The sequence below is a fragment of the Vibrio celticus genome (assembly GCF_024347335.1).
In the GTDB taxonomy this organism is placed as follows: Bacteria; Pseudomonadota; Gammaproteobacteria; order Enterobacterales; family Vibrionaceae; genus Vibrio; species Vibrio celticus.
Map to the genome: position 1 here is coordinate 1 of NZ_AP025464.1, position 16,626 is coordinate 16,626.

12 protein-coding genes and 7 pseudogenes are annotated in these 16,626 nt (G+C 43.4%); 10 read left to right on the forward strand and 9 right to left on the reverse strand.

What is annotated here, in order from left to right:
- Positions 1-2 precede the first annotated feature (2 nt).
- From OCV19_RS24990 to OCV19_RS16320, 6 genes and pseudogenes are all read left to right on the forward strand, one after another.
- Positions 3-212 (forward strand): annotated as a pseudogene (locus tag OCV19_RS24990) (DDE-type integrase/transposase/recombinase); the annotation flags it as partial.
- Between the two features lie 182 nt (positions 213-394).
- Positions 395-693, forward strand: a pseudogene (locus tag OCV19_RS16300) (LysR substrate-binding domain-containing protein); the annotation flags it as partial.
- 187 nt (positions 694-880) lie between these two features.
- A complete protein-coding gene (locus tag OCV19_RS16305) occupies positions 881-1,018 on the forward strand; it encodes an oxidoreductase (protein WP_261875710.1) in 138 nt (45 codons plus the stop codon).
- Between the two features lie 203 nt (positions 1,019-1,221).
- Positions 1,222-1,896 carry an oxidoreductase gene (locus OCV19_RS16310; protein WP_261875711.1) on the forward strand — a complete coding sequence of 225 codons (675 nt, stop codon included), beginning with the start codon at positions 1,222-1,224 and terminating at the stop codon, positions 1,894-1,896.
- A 55-nt stretch (positions 1,897-1,951) separates the two neighbouring features.
- On the forward strand, positions 1,952-2,989 hold the full coding sequence (locus OCV19_RS16315; protein WP_261875712.1) for an alkene reductase: 1,038 nt from the start codon (positions 1,952-1,954) through the stop codon (positions 2,987-2,989).
- A gap of 388 nt (positions 2,990-3,377) precedes the next feature.
- Positions 3,378-3,500: pseudogene (locus OCV19_RS16320) on the forward strand (IS5/IS1182 family transposase); the annotation flags it as partial.
- Between the two features lie 259 nt (positions 3,501-3,759).
- Here OCV19_RS16320 and OCV19_RS16325 read toward each other — a convergent pair.
- Positions 3,760-4,236, reverse strand: coding sequence for an SRPBCC family protein (locus OCV19_RS16325; RefSeq protein ID WP_065677735.1), 477 nt, complete (start codon positions 4,234-4,236; stop codon positions 3,760-3,762).
- Positions 4,237-5,205: 969 nt separating this feature from the next.
- On the opposite strand from OCV19_RS16325, the pseudogene ltrA reads away from it, so the two are divergent.
- Positions 5,206-6,672 (forward strand): annotated as a pseudogene (ltrA, locus tag OCV19_RS16330) (group II intron reverse transcriptase/maturase).
- Between the two features lie 47 nt (positions 6,673-6,719).
- On the forward strand, positions 6,720-7,109 hold the full coding sequence (locus OCV19_RS16335) for a hypothetical protein (protein WP_139093583.1): 390 nt from the start codon (positions 6,720-6,722) through the stop codon (positions 7,107-7,109).
- 609 nt (positions 7,110-7,718) lie between these two features.
- On the opposite strand, the gene OCV19_RS16340 is transcribed toward OCV19_RS16335, so the two are convergent.
- From OCV19_RS16340 to OCV19_RS16370, 7 genes are all read right to left on the reverse strand, one after another.
- On the reverse strand, positions 7,719-8,171 hold the full coding sequence (locus OCV19_RS16340; protein WP_261875713.1) for a hypothetical protein: 453 nt from the start codon (positions 8,169-8,171) through the stop codon (positions 7,719-7,721).
- Entirely contained in the window at positions 8,171-9,184 is a 1,014-nt protein-coding gene (locus OCV19_RS16345) for a hypothetical protein (RefSeq protein WP_261875714.1), read from the reverse strand. Before OCV19_RS16345 ends, OCV19_RS16340 begins: the two co-directional genes overlap by 1 nt.
- Before the next feature lie 75 nt (positions 9,185-9,259).
- Positions 9,260-10,780, reverse strand: coding sequence for a tyrosine-type recombinase/integrase (locus OCV19_RS16350; RefSeq protein WP_261875715.1), 1,521 nt, complete (start codon positions 10,778-10,780; stop codon positions 9,260-9,262).
- A gap of 14 nt (positions 10,781-10,794) precedes the next feature.
- Positions 10,795-11,073, reverse strand: a complete 279-nt coding sequence (locus OCV19_RS16355) for a hypothetical protein (RefSeq protein WP_261875716.1) — start codon at positions 11,071-11,073, stop codon at positions 10,795-10,797.
- 300 nt (positions 11,074-11,373) lie between these two features.
- On the reverse strand, positions 11,374-12,210 hold the full coding sequence (locus tag OCV19_RS16360; RefSeq protein ID WP_261875717.1) for a hypothetical protein: 837 nt from the start codon (positions 12,208-12,210) through the stop codon (positions 11,374-11,376).
- A gap of 220 nt (positions 12,211-12,430) precedes the next feature.
- Entirely contained in the window at positions 12,431-13,156 is a 726-nt protein-coding gene (locus OCV19_RS16365) for a hypothetical protein (protein WP_261875718.1), read from the reverse strand.
- Entirely contained in the window at positions 13,132-13,488 is a 357-nt protein-coding gene (locus OCV19_RS16370) for a hypothetical protein (RefSeq protein ID WP_261875719.1), read from the reverse strand. Before OCV19_RS16370 ends, OCV19_RS16365 begins: the two co-directional genes overlap by 25 nt.
- An 868-nt stretch (positions 13,489-14,356) precedes the next feature.
- Here OCV19_RS16370 and tdh point away from each other — a divergent pair.
- Together tdh and OCV19_RS16380 are read left to right on the forward strand one after the other, a co-directional pair.
- A pseudogene (gene tdh, locus OCV19_RS16375) lies at positions 14,357-14,518 on the forward strand (L-threonine 3-dehydrogenase); the annotation flags it as partial.
- Positions 14,519-14,859: 341 nt separating this feature from the next.
- Positions 14,860-15,609: pseudogene (locus OCV19_RS16380) on the forward strand (IS110 family RNA-guided transposase); the annotation flags it as partial.
- Positions 15,610-15,642: 33 nt separating this feature from the next.
- On the opposite strand, the pseudogene tnpC reads toward OCV19_RS16380, so the two are convergent.
- Positions 15,643-16,593 (reverse strand): annotated as a pseudogene (tnpC, locus tag OCV19_RS16385) (IS66 family transposase); the annotation flags it as partial.
- Between the last annotated feature and the right edge of the window lie 33 nt (positions 16,594-16,626).

Below are 16,626 nucleotides of genomic sequence, written 5' to 3' on the forward strand. Positions count from 1 at the left end.
CAATAGGTTATAATGGCTTACCTGAGAAAGTCGTGACCGATAAGAGTAGTGCCAACGCGTTAGCGCTACATAATATCAACGTCCAACTTTGGTTGACTGGTAGGATACTCAACCTGATTGAAGTGCTTCAGGTTAAGTATCTGAACAATATTGTTGAGCAGAGCCACCGCAGAGTAAGGGAAAATGAACCAAGCACTGGGTTGGAAATCTGACGAAGGCGCAAAAGCGACTTTAGCGGGAATAGAGCTGTGGTCGATGATTAAAATGGGCAACTCGACAATCCTGATGGTTTATCCGTTTGGGATGAATTTTACGCGCTTGCAGACTAGTTGCATCTGGAAATCAGTACGCTTGTACATCAGCATAACTTTGCGACAAAACCCGATATTATTGGTTTTCAGGGGCAAAGGTATTGAATAGCTGGCCTCTTAAAGGCTTTAAAGCCTTGGAGCCAACATTCACTTCAAGTAATGGTGAAACGGTCAGGAGCTTGCTTTAGCAGGAACGGTATCGCATGTTTGTCTGGCTTTATGGTTAAAAAGATATCGAAGAGGGACGATTGGTTCCATTATTAGAGCCTGAAAACTCTCGAATATAGACAGGGAGATAAATGCCGTGTTCTATAAATCCTCTTCAGTGGCAAAACGTATTTCGGCGTTTATAGACTTTATTCAGCCTAAATTGGAGTTGTGATATAGAGCCTACAGAACTTTTATGTGCATTTATGACAAAAATCATTTGTTCTTTTGCTGTAAATGTTCGCTATACAACTTGCTAGTATGACCTCAGTTTAATTCAAAGGGCATATTATGACTAGTTCACTTTTCCAACCGATTCAACTGGGAAACCTTACCTCAACAACCGCATTGTGATGCCACCAATGACTCGCTCGCGTGCAAGTCAGCCGGGTGATGTCGCCAACGACATGATGGCGACCTATTATGCTCAGCGAGCTACGGCAGGCCTGATCATTTCAGAAGGCACACAAATTTCGCCGATGGGCAAAGGCTATGCTTGACTCCGGGCATATATGCACCAGAGCAGGTCGCTGGTTGGAAAAGGTCACCGATGCAGTACATGCCAAAGGTCTTGCCATCTTTTTAACTTTGTCGGCCGCGTGACTCACCCTGATAATATTGGTGGTCAGCAGTTTTCTTCTTCTGCCATTAAAGCAGAAAATGTCAAAGTCTTTATTGATAACGGCACTGATGAGCCAGCTTTGTGGATGTTGTCCAGCCGCGTGAAATGACGGTTTATGATATTCAGCAAGTGATTGAGCAATATCGTCAAGCGGCATTTAACGCGATAGAGGCGGGCTTTGATGGTATCGAGTTGCATGCCGCCAATGGTTATTTGATCAACCAATTTATTGATTCAGAAGCGAACGACCGCACCGATGAATATGGTGGCAACCTACAAAACCGTCTGCGTTTTCTTGATGAAGTGGTCGCTGCTATGGTTGATGCTATCGGTGCTGAACGTGTCGCTGTTCGTTTAGCACCATTGACCACACTCAATGGAACAATCGATGCTAACCCTATTGAAACCTATACTGCGGCAGCGGCGTTACTCAATACTCATGATCGTTTATTTGCATATTGCCGAAGTGGATTGGGACGATGCGCCAGATACACCGATCTCTTTAAACTGGCTCTTCGAGAAGCTTACCAAGGTGTGTTGATTTACGCTGGTCGTTATAACGCTGAAAAAGCGCCTCAGGCTATTGATGACGGGTTAGCCGACATGATTGGTTTTGGTCGCCCATTTGTGGCTAACCCAGATCCGCCAAACCGCCTTCAAAATGGTTATCCACTCGCTACGCATAATGCAGAGACGCTGTTTGGTGGCAATGAAAATGGCTTAACCGATTACCCAACTTATCAACTTAAGGGTTAGTTTATGTTATTTCAAGAATTCAGTAATACGCTGTTAAAAAAAAAATCGTATCGCGATGGCACCTATGACTCGTTCACGCACCACTCAGCCGGGTGACGTGCCTAATGAAATGATGGCAACGTATTACAAACAGCGTGCTAATGCCGGTTTGATAGTCACAGAAGGTACGCCGATCTCAGCAGTGGGCCGTGGTTATTCAATGACACCGGGTATCTACACGCAAGACCATATTGAAGGTTGGAAGAAGGTGACCCACGCGATTCATGAAGAGGGGGGTAAAGTTTTTATTCAGCTTTGGCACGTTGGTCGTCGTAGCCATTCTATTATTTCTGGAGAGCAACCTTTAGCACCATCAGCGCTGAAAGTGCCTGATCAAGTGTTTGGTCCATTACCAGAAGGTGGTTTTGGCATGGTCGAAACAGAACAACCAAGAACTATGAGTCAGCAAGATATCGATGATACCATTGCAGATTTCGTGCTAGCGGCAAAAAATGCTATTGATGCGGGCTTTGACGGTGTAGAAGTGCACGCCGCCCATGGTTACTTACTGGATACTTTCATGCGTTTGGAAAGCAACCAACGTGATGACCAATATGGTGGTAGCCAAGAAAACCGTATGCGCTTTATGCTTGAAGTGCTGCAAGCGCTAGTCAATGAAATTGGCGGTGACAAAGTCGCGGTTCGCGTATCACCTCATGTGACCGAGGGCTTTGCGGAAGATGATACAGAGATTGTTGAACTGACCTTAAAGGCACTTGAAAAAATGATGCCGATGAATCTGGCTTATGTGCATTTCTCTGAAAATATTTCTCGTTCTGTTGAAGTTCCTGAAGTGTTCCGTAAGCAAGTACGAGAGGTATACTCAAACCCTATCATGGTGGCTGGCAAGCTAACAAAAGAAAGCGCACAAGTTCTACTTGAGAAAAAGTACGCAGATTTGGTTGCATTTGGTACGCCTTATGTCACCAATCCTGATTTAGTAGAACGTTTTAAAAATGATTGGCCGTTAACAGAATTTGATGCTGATGCACGCCTGAATCTCTATGGAGGAAGCGAGAAGGGTTATATCGATTACTCTGTATATCTAGCGTAATAAATCATACCCAAAGGCTTCAGCAACCTTTGGGTAAAACGTCAAAGACCAAAATCCTCAGAGCCGTACAAGTGCTTTTAGAGGTTCCCGAAAGTGGACAACACTATTTGGTATTTCTGATTTTCACTTTGCCGGATCCAAGTATTTCTAAATGATGTTTAGATCGAATTATCATGGTGTTCTCTGACTTTACAATACTTTCATGTCAGACATTCCAAAGTATCGAGGAAAAGCAATTGCTTTTCCTCGATCAGAATATGCACGATATATTCGTCAACATGGAATGATTGATTTTCAAAACATCCAAGGGGCTTTGTTGCGTAATTCGATGGGACTAAACGATGAGCTTACGATCTGATCAATTACATCAGTTAATCATCGAAGCCTTATGCCTAAACCTTGTTACAAAACATCTAACTGAAAGCAGTACAACAAGGCCTTAATCAACCGTGGCTCACTCACATTCTGGATTGATGAAAAGGCCATAAAAGACTGGAAGCAAACAAAACAAGCTGAGCTTTCAGGTGATGGCATTAAGTCGTTAGCGATACATCCAAGATGGGTACATAGCGATACATCCAAGATGGGTACAATCCGATATGGGCGGTGAACAAGCTAGATTGACAACGGCGAAAAGTATCTGCGGAGTCATACTGGTTATCTATAATCCCAAACCAGAGCATTCTGGATCTTTTTTGTTTATGACGGAACTCAATTGCCAGGGTAAGACAGTGATTAAAATAGTTTTACGAGTAAATGCGTTGATTCAGTCACTCCATGGATTGTTTACATATCTCCTTGAGCCAGTTTTCGTTATAACGCTTGAGTCCGTTTGCTGAGAAAAATTTGGTGAAGCGTGTCATCCCGCCACGTTGGGTAACTTCTGATGTGATGGTGCAACCTTGTGTATTGGGGGTGAGTAGCCAAGCATGATAAACATCGGCACTACCAATTCTGCCTTTCCAGGCAATAAACTCATTTTCTTTATATTGAACAACAGTGCATTTATAGGTTCGAGTTTTTGTTTTAAAAACAAAAACAGACCCTTTGTGAAGTGTAAGCCCATCACCATTAAGTATTTGTACTGAGGTGTTGCTGAATTTCCAGCTAGGCCAACAAGCCGCATGAGTTAGACTATGCCAGACGGTTTCAACATTACTTAATAGAGAGGCTTCACTTTTTATATGCAGTTGCGCATTGTCTGGATGGTAATAGCTTGGCCAAGGAATTGGGGGGATTTCATGCATCACGATTGCTCAATTAGCGTTGACTAACTGAGTATAGTACTTTTTACAGGAAGCAGAAGTATTGTGTCCACGATTCACGAACTTTGCGACAGAACCTGGGATAACGCTAATGTCTCAGATATGACCTTCATGTTTTACGAGGTTGGTGCTTTTAACCAAATCAGATTCCTCTTGAACAAAATGGCTGATCTTAAAGATTGATTCAACTAAAGTTGTCGTAACTATTCTGTCCCATATTCAACAGAGAATGTAGGTAAAAGGTCCAAGGACGCATTTCTCAATTGAAGTAAGTTTTAATGGTTGAATGAATTTGGCCACTAAAATAAAGGTTTTGCAATACTTTATCGGCTAATCCGTTAACTGCTAATTTAGCGAAAGTTGTAGCTCATTTTTGTCCGTGCGACCTGAGGTCGTATGAAGCGTTGTTCACCGCTTTATGAGTGAACCATCTGTATCACCAGATGAACCTACGAGCCTGAATAAAGCAGCGGCTCGGACAATGTAACGAAACTTGGCCGTTGGGCTGAGTGGGAAAAGAATCGTGAGAGGACGTTCCTCCTGAAAACCACAATTCGGGTAAGTGCTAGGTAGTCAGTATGATGAACGTATGTGAATCCATTCAAGGTGCGTTATATGATGAAGCAGCGGAAGTGGTTAATACGCCTGGCCAAAGGCAATGAGAGTTGGAAAGAGGTTGGACAGTACTTTTCGTGGTCGCCGTACTCCGCACTATAGTGGGCATCTAAGCTGACATTTTACGTAACATACGGAACAGGGTAAGCCTGTATCACTCCCTTTGGGAAAGCCTTTGTGGCCGATAGTGATGCAGGTATAGGAGGTCGGAAAAAGCGAAAGCTACATTGTAATGATGCAGATACAGACTTATGTCTGATCACGAAAGTGAGCCCACTTCCGACTGGTCTCCCATTGCGAGAGAATTTGAAGAACTTTATTCAAGGAGAAAAGCAAATGGTGATCCTCGAAAGAGATTAGTGCATCTTCTGACGGCGCTAAATGGCAGTCCATCGACTGGAAATCCGTTGAAGCGCACGTATTGAAGCTTCAAATGCGTATCGCAAAAGCAACGAGAGAAAAGAAATACGGTAAGGTGAAGTCCTTACAGTGGCTCTTGACTCATTCTCGCTCAGCCAAGCTTCTTGCGGTTAAGCGAGTCTCTCAGAATAAAGGCAGTAAAACGTCTGGAATAGACGGTGTCACCTGGAACACAGATGTACGCCGTATGAAAGCAGTCAATCAACTGAGCCGCAAGGCTTACTCTGCAAAACCACTCAAACGTATCTACATCCCCAAAAAGAACGGTAAGCTCAGGCCATTGGGTATTCCATGCATGATTGATAGAGCGCAACAAGTCCTCCACCTTCTAGCATTAGAACCAGTGTCCGAAACGCTCGCCGACCTCAATAGCTATGGGTTTAGGCCAAATCGCAGTACGGCTGACGCCGTCAGTCAGTGTTTCAAATGTTTGGCTCTAAAGCGATCAGCGAAATGGATTCTTGAGGGAGATATTAAGGCTTGCTTCGACAAAATCGGGCATCAATGGCTTATCGACAATATCACGGTTGATAAACGTATGTTAGAGCAATGGTTAAAGTCTGGCTATGTGGATAAGGGTCTGTTCTATGATACCGATGAGGGCACACCTCAAGGTGGGATAATATCTCCAACCTTGATGCTAATGACTCGTGGGAATAGAGCAACGAATAAAATCTACAGCTCTGAAAATGGGTGCTAGGGCCAACTTTATTGGTTATGCGGATGATTTCGTGGTCACCTGCTCTTCAAAGGAAGTGCTAGTGAACGATATCAAACCGTTGATTGCTGACTTTCTGGCAGAAAGAGGGTTAACCCTCCGAAGAGAAAACGAAGGTCACTCATATTGATGATGGCTTTGACTTTCTGGGTTTCAATCACAGGAAGTACAAAGGGAAATTGCTCATTAAACCGAGCAAATCTAACACGCTGTTATTTCTTAGAAATCTACGTGAACTTATTAAAAAGCACGCAACCATCCCTGTTAACGATCTTATCAAGTTGATAAATCCGAAACTTAGAGGGTGGGCGAATTACTATCGCCACTGTGTTGCTAAACAAGTATTCGGGTATGTCGGCCACAACTATTCCAAGCGTTATGGCACTGGGCAGTTAGACGTCATCCAACCAAGTCCAAAGACTGGGTTGTTCATAAGTATTTTCTCAATCGTAAAGGCCAGTGGCAATTTCACGGTTGGCAGAAAATCATGGACATGGACTGTCACTTCAATCTGTTCCAAATAGCTAAAGTGCCCATCGAGCGACACGTAAAATCAGGAATGCAGCGACCCCTTTGACCCTCAATACCAAGAATATTTGGTGAAGAGAAAATCTAAAAGGCTAGCTCGTAACTCTTGGAAAGAGCCTGTCCCGACTGCGTTATAAGTTGCTGGGTATCAATGATGCCTTAGTGGAGGCTTGAGCCGTATGCAGTGAAAGTTGCACGTACGGTTCTTAGAGGGGCGGCACTTGGTAACAAGTGTCGTCTACTCGACAGAGGCTTCTCAGCGGCGCTCATTCTTAGCTCATTCTTAGCTGTGATCACCGCTAGCATTGCAGCTTTTCGACTAATTGTGACTCGTAACATGCTTGAACAAACAAAAAAGCAGTACATCTTAATAAAAAGTAGTTTCTTTTATTCTGCCTTTAGCAGTAAAACAACGTGTTTTCGACGAGCGTCATTTGTAAAAATGATACGATTTTTGTCAGTGTCGATCCCCCAGAGGAGCTTACCATCAGAACTGTCTAAAACAGACACCAAAGACCATAGGCTTAAAGATATGGGTGTTGTTAGCGTATTCGGTGGAATGGGCATTGGGTAATTAATGGATGAATGCACGTGATCTTGCGTGAGACTAAGAGTAGTGAGCTCAGATTCAAAGCATTGTTTTATATGCAACCGTGCCTTTTTAACATCGTTGGCAACATTGAGTTTTTTCAGTGTTGATGCTAAGTCGTATGTACTAAATGGGTAGAAATAGTCATCGGCCAATGAGCATAATTGCTCGGTAAAGTTGGAACCATCCCAATGTGGCTGTGTTTGTCTAAAGGCACATTGCCACTGACCACGCGACAAAGATAAGTGGGACCGACATATATCAACACGTACTGAGCCTGAAACTTGACTTAGCAAGCCGGTTAGTTTGCTAAGGTCTCTAAGTTTGAGGCGGGCTACTATACTGTTACATTTTCCTTTTTGAGTATTGTACTTAACATCAATGTCTTGAGTGGCAGACCAGTATGATTTCCGTGAATACAATCTTATGTAATTGAGTGACTCAGTTATTTTAGTTTCTAGAATTAACTCGTAGTCATTCGATGTGATGTCACTGCTTTCCTTAGCCAGTTGCTCAACTAATTTGAGCTCTTTGCATAGTGTCACTGCGTCCACCTGAAACGAGCACTCATCGCCATTAAATATAAAGTCATATTCATAAAGTTTTCGATGGTCGATAACTTGAATGCTGTAACGTAGCCGCCTTATTAGTGATCTTAGGCGTGTATGTTATTGGCTCAAAAAGTGAAATTTGTGATGGGTGGGCTTCTTCGTAGGCTGCAATATAGATTTCATTTTCATTTGGCAGTCCAAGCCATACAGGCTCTTTGACGCCGACCTTGTTTAGTATTGAAACCAGTCCTTTGGCGGGCAGTTCTAAATAGCGGTTTTCTTGAAAAGTGGATTGTACGATTGTCCATCGATAAGTTGCATAGATACTTGAATTAACAGATAAGTGGGTGCTAATTTCAAGGATTTGTTTTCGAACATCGATACGTACACCAAAATAGACGTGGGTAGAATCACTCCCAATAATGGCACTGACCATGAACTCTAACAATTTAATTCTAGCGTTGGCTTCTAATACGAGGCTGTTGCGGAATTCCATCAGCACTCCTTATTCTGTATGAAAATGAGGAAGTCAAAATAATCAATAAGTTGCTTAATAATAAGCTCAAGATGGAGCCATAACGGCCACCTAAGCCGATAAGGGCGTATTGCAGCAGATAGGTTTCCACTGGCTTCAACGTCAAAAATTTTCGCGTCAAATTTTTGTATTAATTGTCCCCATTGACCCCATGATGTTGAGTGAGAATTTCCCATCAATTTAATGGTAATTGGTAGCAGATTGAGTGATTGGTAAACGCTCAAAGCGTTGTGTAACTCTCGATATTGGGTAATGTTTTGTTTTTGGCTCAGTAATCGATGAAATTTTTTGTATCGGTTTTGCATTCTTTTAATACTGTTGAGGGGCTTGGTGTGCCATGTGTCTAGGTGCAATAACAATGCCAGCCAAGCACTGGCTTCATTGGCCTGTGGTATAAATATGGCTGGAGTACATTGAGTGGATTGTAACCATGTAACCAACGCATTGTTGCAGTCTTTATCGTCAGCGTGATGGTGCAGCTTTACAAGCTCAGTCGTGTAAACAGAAAATGGTAGATTACTACCAATAGGGGTGGCGTTGTCGCTGAACGTTGGCGAAATATCGTAATTAGTGCTCACATCGCAATGGTGTTTGACCCAGTGACCGAGCGAGTCTAGATGAACAATACCAGTTAGGCTTCTGTCGTTTTCCGATTGAAATAGCTGCTTTTGACGCTCGAAACCATAATTTGAGTCTGAGGTCCAATAGCGAAGTGCAGCTTTGGTTGTGGTACGTGGTTTTGCGTTGATTACGATTGAAATCCAGTCTAATAGATGAAGGTAGCAGCTAAGGGTTGTGGCAGGTGAAGCGTGACCGAGTTGGCTGCTGACCCAACTGAGTATAGGAAAGTACGGTGATAATACCTGTCCACACATTTTAAAGGACTGTTTGACTCGTGCTCGTTGTTCAGCAGAGAAGAGAGCGTGTTGATTAAAGTAAAATTGCGGCTCAACGGGTGGTTGAAAGGCTATCATCGACAGTAAATAGACCCAGTTGTTGGCAGCACAGTGTCGCAGTGAATGAGTGACCAAGCTCTTCGAGTTCATCTTTTAGAAACGCGATAAAGTCACTTTCCTGATTTGCATACAGATACGTATCAAAAGGGTGTTGTCTTCGTCTGGGGTCGATTTTAAAATGATTCGACGCCCGTTTATTAAGGTGCTGATGCTTTTAAGCACATGACTTGGAATAAGCGCTAATGGGATTTTTCGAAGCGCGTTTTGAGATTTGCGCCTTTTATCAGCAGTGATATAAAGCAATCCTGTATTGAAATCGATGTCCGTTAATCGCAATGAAAGTGCTTCATCTTCTCTCAGACCTGCGTAGTAACAAAGCTGCATGAACACGATAATCGGAAGAGGGCTATGAGCGTGAGGTGGGTAATAGCGAAGACATAATGCATCAAACATTGCGGGTGGAATATAATGTGCTCGTGTTAGACCTTTACGATGAGAGAGTTCTAAAGCGTCCACCTCTATTTTAGGGAAATAATCGAAATGGCGACAGTACATTAGGAATCGAATTACGGTACATTGGTCATCGCTGTTATTAAGTGCGTCGAGACCATATTGGCATCGGGCTTCAAACTCATGCAGTGGCAAATTTAGCACTCCATCGCTAAATCCAGCTATTTCAATAAAACGACGAATAGCCGAGTGATAGGTGTGTAGTGAACCCACCGCGAGTATGGGTTTCCAGGGGGAGCCATGTAGAAAAAGGCTCGTTATCCAGTGAACGGGCAGTGCAAGTGCCCAATGGTGTTTTTCATTTTGTAGCTTCATTAAAGAATATTTACAGTGCCTATATGCGGCACTTCTTCTATCTTGCCCTAAGGATTGAGTCTGAAATTGCTTAAGTGCTTTTCTAAGTCGTCGATGGGACTTTTTAATTACGGAGTTGTCTTCACGGGTGAGAGCGTCATCCCAAATGATTTTATCTGTATTTGGGAATGTAGGCGATGGAATACTAGGCTCAGGATTTTCGACCACTCTTCCTGTAAATGCTCTCAAAAAGGTATGTGGCTTTACGGAATGATGCTTTGACCAAAGATGGTGTATTCCTGCACATTGGTCTAATAGGGACAAATTCTGGACCATCGCCTCAATGGATAGTGCCTCAATGAGTGTTGCAATGTGACGCGGACATTGAGATTGAGCGAACCTTTTCCAGGCTGTTATATTCTCTTTAAGACACTTTTTTCGCCGTGAAGAACCTAGTTGTTTCATGGCCAATTGTACGCGCCTTAAAGCGGGAATAGCCTCTTCCACCACATAGATCCGCCGAGTAGAGTTGGGGAGTAACGCACTGACGACAGGGTAGGCACCTATAATAGTTTGCCATGCTTCATCAGGCAGCGTAATGAGTGCCTCTAACTCTTTCATCGTACTCAGTTCACATCGATAGGCCACGGTCAATATCGCATGACCTATGCTGGCACTCGATATTGATAAAGCGTGAATTAGTGGCGTTGGATGTTGGGTGGAAATTGAGAAGATTCTCTTTAAAGCCTCAATAAGCCCTATGGATGGGGTGGTGTCATTTATCAGCGGCTTTTCATCTCGAAGAGGCATAGAAACAGTGGCTCTTAATAAACCGGGTGCTGCTGTTGATGACAATCACACAAAGTATCGAGTACGTGGGCGGTGGCACGTAGTTCATGCGCAGTTTCCGCTAGCATAGCCAGCGGCTTTGCGACTTTTTTAAGAAGGTTTTTGGGTAACTTTACATTTTTGGAAAATAGGCGTGATTCCATTTTATGCGCGCGATGAGTGACAATGATGAGTGCGTCTCTGACCTCTACAGGTTCAGCCTTAGTTAGCGCAGCGTTAATTTTGACAATCCACTCGTTTAGGCTCTCTGTCATGCGTATCTCTCACAGCTGTATTGCCGCATTTGGTCAGTGACTATGACATCCCACTTTTCTACGGATTGCCAAAACCCAGTGGTCCTTGAATTTGCATTGCAATGCTTGACTCTTTTTTGCATACGCCGCTGTATTTCTATCGAAGTGCTTATTGAGCACAATGAAAATTCGGCTAAAGGATTCTGCCCACGTTTATAGTGATTCATTTTTTGATTGAGTTCACTTTGCTCGAATTCACTGTGGGGTTGTAGCGCCGTTTGGATAATTTGATGTGCACATAAGTGGCGAAGGCTGCCTGGGTCAATAGGCGCGAGGTATTTCGCTTAAACGACTAATAATTTGAGGAGACACCGCTTGCCACAGGTCATCAATCAGTACAGACAAACAGGGTTCCTGAGAAGGGCGATAATGAGGGCAGAGAGTTTGAGAAAAATCCTGATAGTCTTGCAGTAGCTCTGATAACTCTTCAGATAGTACGAGTAGCCTTCTTTCTTCATTATGGTGTACTCGTTTATCTTGCACTACCATGATGCCCGCAGTCCACGCGCAGTCTTTATCGAGGGGATAGGGGGCGTTAACGGGTCGCAGTGCAAATTCAACCGCAGTGCGGATATGCAAGTACAATCCAATTCGTTGTGAGTATTCTTCGCCAGAAATTGGTCTGTCCCGTTTTTTTATTGGCGAGAGCAATACTTCAAATAAGTCCCAAAAAAGCGAATCTCTGAGAGTAATCGCGCTGCCGCACTGCTGATGAAATGTGTCACCAAGAGTTGAGCCAGTGTCTGTTTGTGAAGACCAGTCAAGCTCATTGGGTACGCCAACAAGCGTTATAAAATTAAACCAATGCCGGTTAAGCAAAGATGAAAACGCGGATGTTTCAACATTCACATAGTGCATGAGCACGCTGCCATTTTGATTCAAGTAGTCGCTCCACACTGAAGGTAAAGATTGTGCGCAAAAGTGCTGAAAGGCGTGGAATAGAGCCGTTGGGGTTACTTTAAATGGAAAGACTGCTTTGCTTTCTTTTAGTAACGTTGAGAGCCATTGTTTTTGTTCATTAGTAGACTTCGCCAACGCTGATTCGATCGGGGTGTTGTGGCGCTTGCTGGGCGGCAACGCTCGCAATATAAGATTCAACAGTGTCCCTAATGGCCAAGGGAGTTTGAGCTCAACGTAAGTTTGGGTCGAGTAGTACTGTTTGGCTCCCGGTGGAGCTTGCTTACCCTTGAACAAGTTGCGAGTAGATAATCGAAGTGAGGATGCACAGTCTCCTTTTTTATCAAGGATATAGGTAATACAGGAGTTTTCTGGGGAGTTGCCGAGTTTATTGGCTTGATTGAATAATATGGGTACGCAATTAGTATTCCCTAAAAACAAGCGTAAGAAAAAAGAAACCAATGAACACGATCTTCAGTAAGCCGATTGAGTTGATTGCTAAAAGTTCAGGGCAGTGATGAGTTAGCCAGCATTGCAATTCGCTCGGTGTTAGTGCTGCCATACTCATTGGCAGTTTTTGGTTGTTTCGAGCAATGGCGTTCTCAACTCCAACTCGATGAAATTGATATTGTCTCTTTGCTTGATCGTGGGTTAATGAAGGTGAGCCTTTGAATGTGGGATTGTCTAATTCATAAAAAGCACTTTTTTCATTGCCATCTGTATCCACGGGTGTACAAACAGTGATTGATTGACCCAGCGCTGTCGTCATGATGTCTTTATATTCATTGTCACTTTGGTATGGATGGTATGGCTTTCGCTTTCGAGTTGGATGAGGTGGAGTTATAAAGTAGTGACTGAACCGACGCAACTCTGGGTATGAGAGGCATAAGTTCGATAGCTCAATTTGAGAGTGCCCTTTAATGTCGTTTACTGTGAAGGGCTGCTTTTGAGATAATGTTCGCCTTGCATTATCAAAGTCCAACAATTGCTCATAAGTAAGATTTTCAACGCAGAGTTGCAATCGTGCTAGCAGCCAAAGCCAAGTACTCTTCTGCTCTTTATCTGGCATGGAGTAGATAAAAAGCAGTGTGCTGTAGAGTGGGTAGTCGGTGAGGTGCGTATTTAATTCAGACCTTTCGCATTGCATGAAATTGTTTCGATATCTTGATTGTGAATAGACATGCTATAGGTTAGTTCATCAATGCACTCTTTCAATCGAGATACTTGATTCCGCTGCAGTTGGTTAGGGGTGTTTGCAAGTTGAACATGAATGTCCAACCAGTGATGAATGATGCTGTGATACGAATCGACAAAACGAACGTTCTCTGGAGTAGGGCACAATTGCCATAAATGATTGAGGCTCACCCGTCTATGTTCAATGGTCAGAGTGCTTAACAATTCGGGAGATAGGAAACGTAGATAGGCACCGGATTGAATTAGATGGGCTGGAAATACGTCGAATTGTTGCAGAAACCACATATTAATCTCCCGATCATTCGATAGCGTCATTTGAAGGGATTTGTCGCGTTGCGTTTTCCCACGTGAAGGTCTTGGATTCGGTATGCTCTTTCGAGGAAGTTTCTAGTGATGTGGTTAATTGTTTTCGATGCCGATGCAACGAACTTCGCTCACAATTTATAAGTTGTGCCCATTGTTTTTGGCTTAAGAGGGGAGAGTAGCCACTGTTGATTTGCTCTTTCCATTTTTGTTCGAGTCCATAGAGATCTTTATTATTTATGGAAGGCAGGTGTTTCAGGATGAGCCGTGTATAGATATGTTGGTCAACTTCAGCGATGCTCTTGACTGCTTCAACGGTGATCGAGGCTATTTTCGTTTCTGGATAATGAGAACGAAGCCAGAGGATTTCATCGAGGTACTCGACAGGGTAGAGTTTTCTTTTGTATTTAACGACTTTAATTGGACTGATGCAGGCGAGAAGGGGGTCTAAAGCGTGTGGATGTGCAGTAAGGTGATTCAAGTAACGAGCGATTTCGTCATTTGGGTAAATAGCAGCTTGGATTTTGAGTTTTCAACTGAGACTGTTGTTACCATAAATGGGCCTACTTAACAGTATTATGTAACATCTATGCTATCAGACTTATTTATGAGATATAAGAGGTGTTGGTTAAATTGTGACCATGAGCGAAGAAATGTACTGTTAGTATAAAAAAACAGCGAAATTTATGCTCTGAAACGCCCCCAGGATGTGGTAAAAATGACACAATGAACCTCAGGTTTATGTTCAATTCTTTCAATTTTTGTTATTTTATTTATTGTCCCAATTTCGCCCCAAATAAAGATGACGCCATGTTAAGTGATTGAAATATAAAGGCTTGAATTCTAGGTTCGTGAGATGTTCGAAACTTGGTACAAGATGGCTTCACTAATCCAATCTGGCCTAGATTTGACGCCAATTATCACGCATCACTTCAAGGTTGATGACTTCCAAGCAGGCTTCGACGCTATGCGTAGCGGGCTTTCTGGCAAAGTTATCCTTGATTGGGAATAAGTGAAAATCTAAAAAGGTTTGACGTTTTATTAATGGTGGCTTTACTGGGTACGACCACAGTGAAATGGCAGATATAGCCCCATTTAACCCTCAAAAAAGCCCCAATTTAGCCCCAAAACTCGATGGAATCGCCCCATTAAATTTTTGGGGCTTTTATGTGTTTTATTATTTAATTTCAGATGTTTATAAGATTTTCTTGAACGTATCCGCTTTCAATGAAGTGGGCTGCCTAAATTTCATCTTCACAGGTAACTGCCCGCTCTGTTAACTCACTAATTCGATGGTATGCCCCACACCGACGCTAAAATTAGCTATGTCGTAGTAGATTTAGAGCTGCCATCATGTCCGCTATAACAGTTATTGGTATATATCTCGGGAAGTCGGTTTTCCATCTCATTGGTCATGACCATTCTGGCCGCGAAATTTACCGACACAAATTGAGCCGAGTTTAGCTCGTTCAATTCATCTCCCAACAAGAAACGACAACCATAGCAATGGAAGCCTGTTGTGGTGCACATTGGCTAGCTCGAAGATGCCAAGAATATGGTCATAATGTTAAGCTGATACCAGCACAGTATGTAAAGCCATTCGTTAAGAGCCACAAGAATGACTTCATTGATGCTGACGCTGCTACGAGACCTAATATGAGATTTGTTTCTGCTAAGAGTGAACAAGCTCAAATTAGTACGGTTATTTGGAGAATCAGAACGGGATATATTCGCGAAAGAACCTCATGCATGAATAGAATTGGTTCCATCTTGCTAGAGTTTGGCATCAGCTTTCCTCGTGACCATGCCAATATGAAAAAGTTGTTCCAGTGGCTAGAAGATAAAGATGCAGTAATCCCACCTCTGCTCATTCTAGAACTTCGCGATCAACTGGATTATTACAACCAATCAAATGAAAAAATTACAGCTCAAGACCAAAAGTTAATCGAACTTAATAAAGAAAACGAGCTGTATGCTTTGCTTCAAACAATACCAGTTGTAGGCCCGATGACAGCTTCGTGTTGTTTGTCTTCTGTAGGTGATCCAAAAGACTTTGCCAATGGGCGAAAATTTGCTGCATGTATAGGGTTAGTGCCGTTTCAATGTATCCGCCACATGAACCCACGGGGCGACTTGTCAGTGTTTGAAGTTCCAAGGTAGGAGTGCGTCGATATCAGGCTCAGCTTTCGCTAATTCTTTCATGCACTTGACCATGTTGTCGTAGAGGATAAGGCCGTTGGCTTTCGCGGTCTCGATGATGCTGTAAAGCATCGCGCTCGCATCAGCACCGTTTGTTGTGTTGGAGAATAGTCAATTTTTCCTACCAATGACCACTGCCCGAGCGTGTATTTTATCGCTTTGGCTAATGGGCTAGAGCCTATCACCTTCTGGGTTGTCTCCATTGGTACAGCTCATCCAGTATCCGCTTGGCATACGCTTGACGCTCTGCTTTTCGTTCTTCGACAGGCACTCCTTTTAAGCGTGATTCTATCCCGTAGAGTTTTTGGATTTTAGCTAGCGCTTTATCGACCTTGCCCGATTTACCTTTCCCTTGAAGCTTCTTCGCGTCCATGAACTTGCGACGAGCATGCGCTAAGCCCCCCCCCCCCACACATTGGTAACTTGATGAAGTCCATCATAAGCCGCGTAGCCATCGGTTTGTAGATAACCGCTGTAGTCACCTAAAAAGTCCACGGGACACGCCCTCGCGCAACTGTTTTGATAGTCGTACAAGGCGATATTTTTCACATTTGGCAGTGCCGCTTCGGACGAGTCAACTCCTGAGCAGTAGAGCCACATATAACACTTCTTCTCTTCTTTGAGCACATTGAGCGGCGTTTCATCCGCTTGAACCACCACCAGCTGAAGTAGGTGCTCTTTCAAAGCGACATACAGTGGGGCGAACTTCTCGCTGGCTTGGATGACCCACCTTGCCATCGTGGTGCGTGATAACTCGATACCGGACTGGGTAAACAGCGATTCTTGGCGATAAAGCGGCATCGCGTATTGGTATTTACCAAGAATGATGTTGGCCAGCAAGCTTTCTGTAGCGAAGCTTTTAGGGATGAGACTCTGAGGGGATGGCTCCACCTAGATGTAATTAAAAGTCAGAGTAGAGGT

Excerpts from the sequence above, each read along its gene's own strand:
- OCV19_RS16305 (WP_261875710.1), top strand. The coding sequence starts at position 881 with ATGACTCGCTCGCGTGCAAGTCAGCCGGGTGATGTCGCCAACGACATG.
- OCV19_RS16315 (WP_261875712.1), top strand. The coding sequence starts at position 1,952 with ATGGCACCTATGACTCGTTCACGCACCACTCAGCCGGGTGACGTGCCT.
- OCV19_RS16325 (WP_065677735.1), bottom strand. The coding sequence starts at position 4,236 with ATGCATGAAATCCCCCCAATTCCTTGGCCAAGCTATTACCATCCAGAC.
- OCV19_RS16340 (WP_261875713.1), bottom strand. The coding sequence starts at position 8,171 with ATGGAATTCCGCAACAGCCTCGTATTAGAAGCCAACGCTAGAATTAAA.
- OCV19_RS16345 (WP_261875714.1), bottom strand. The coding sequence starts at position 9,184 with ATGATAGCCTTTCAACCACCCGTTGAGCCGCAATTTTACTTTAATCAA.
- OCV19_RS16350 (WP_261875715.1), bottom strand. The coding sequence starts at position 10,780 with ATGCCTCTTCGAGATGAAAAGCCGCTGATAAATGACACCACCCCATCC.
- OCV19_RS16355 (WP_261875716.1), bottom strand. The coding sequence starts at position 11,073 with ATGACAGAGAGCCTAAACGAGTGGATTGTCAAAATTAACGCTGCGCTA.
- OCV19_RS16365 (WP_261875718.1), bottom strand. The coding sequence starts at position 13,156 with ATGCAATGCGAAAGGTCTGAATTAAATACGCACCTCACCGACTACCCA.
- OCV19_RS16370 (WP_261875719.1), bottom strand. The coding sequence starts at position 13,488 with ATGTGGTTTCTGCAACAATTCGACGTATTTCCAGCCCATCTAATTCAA.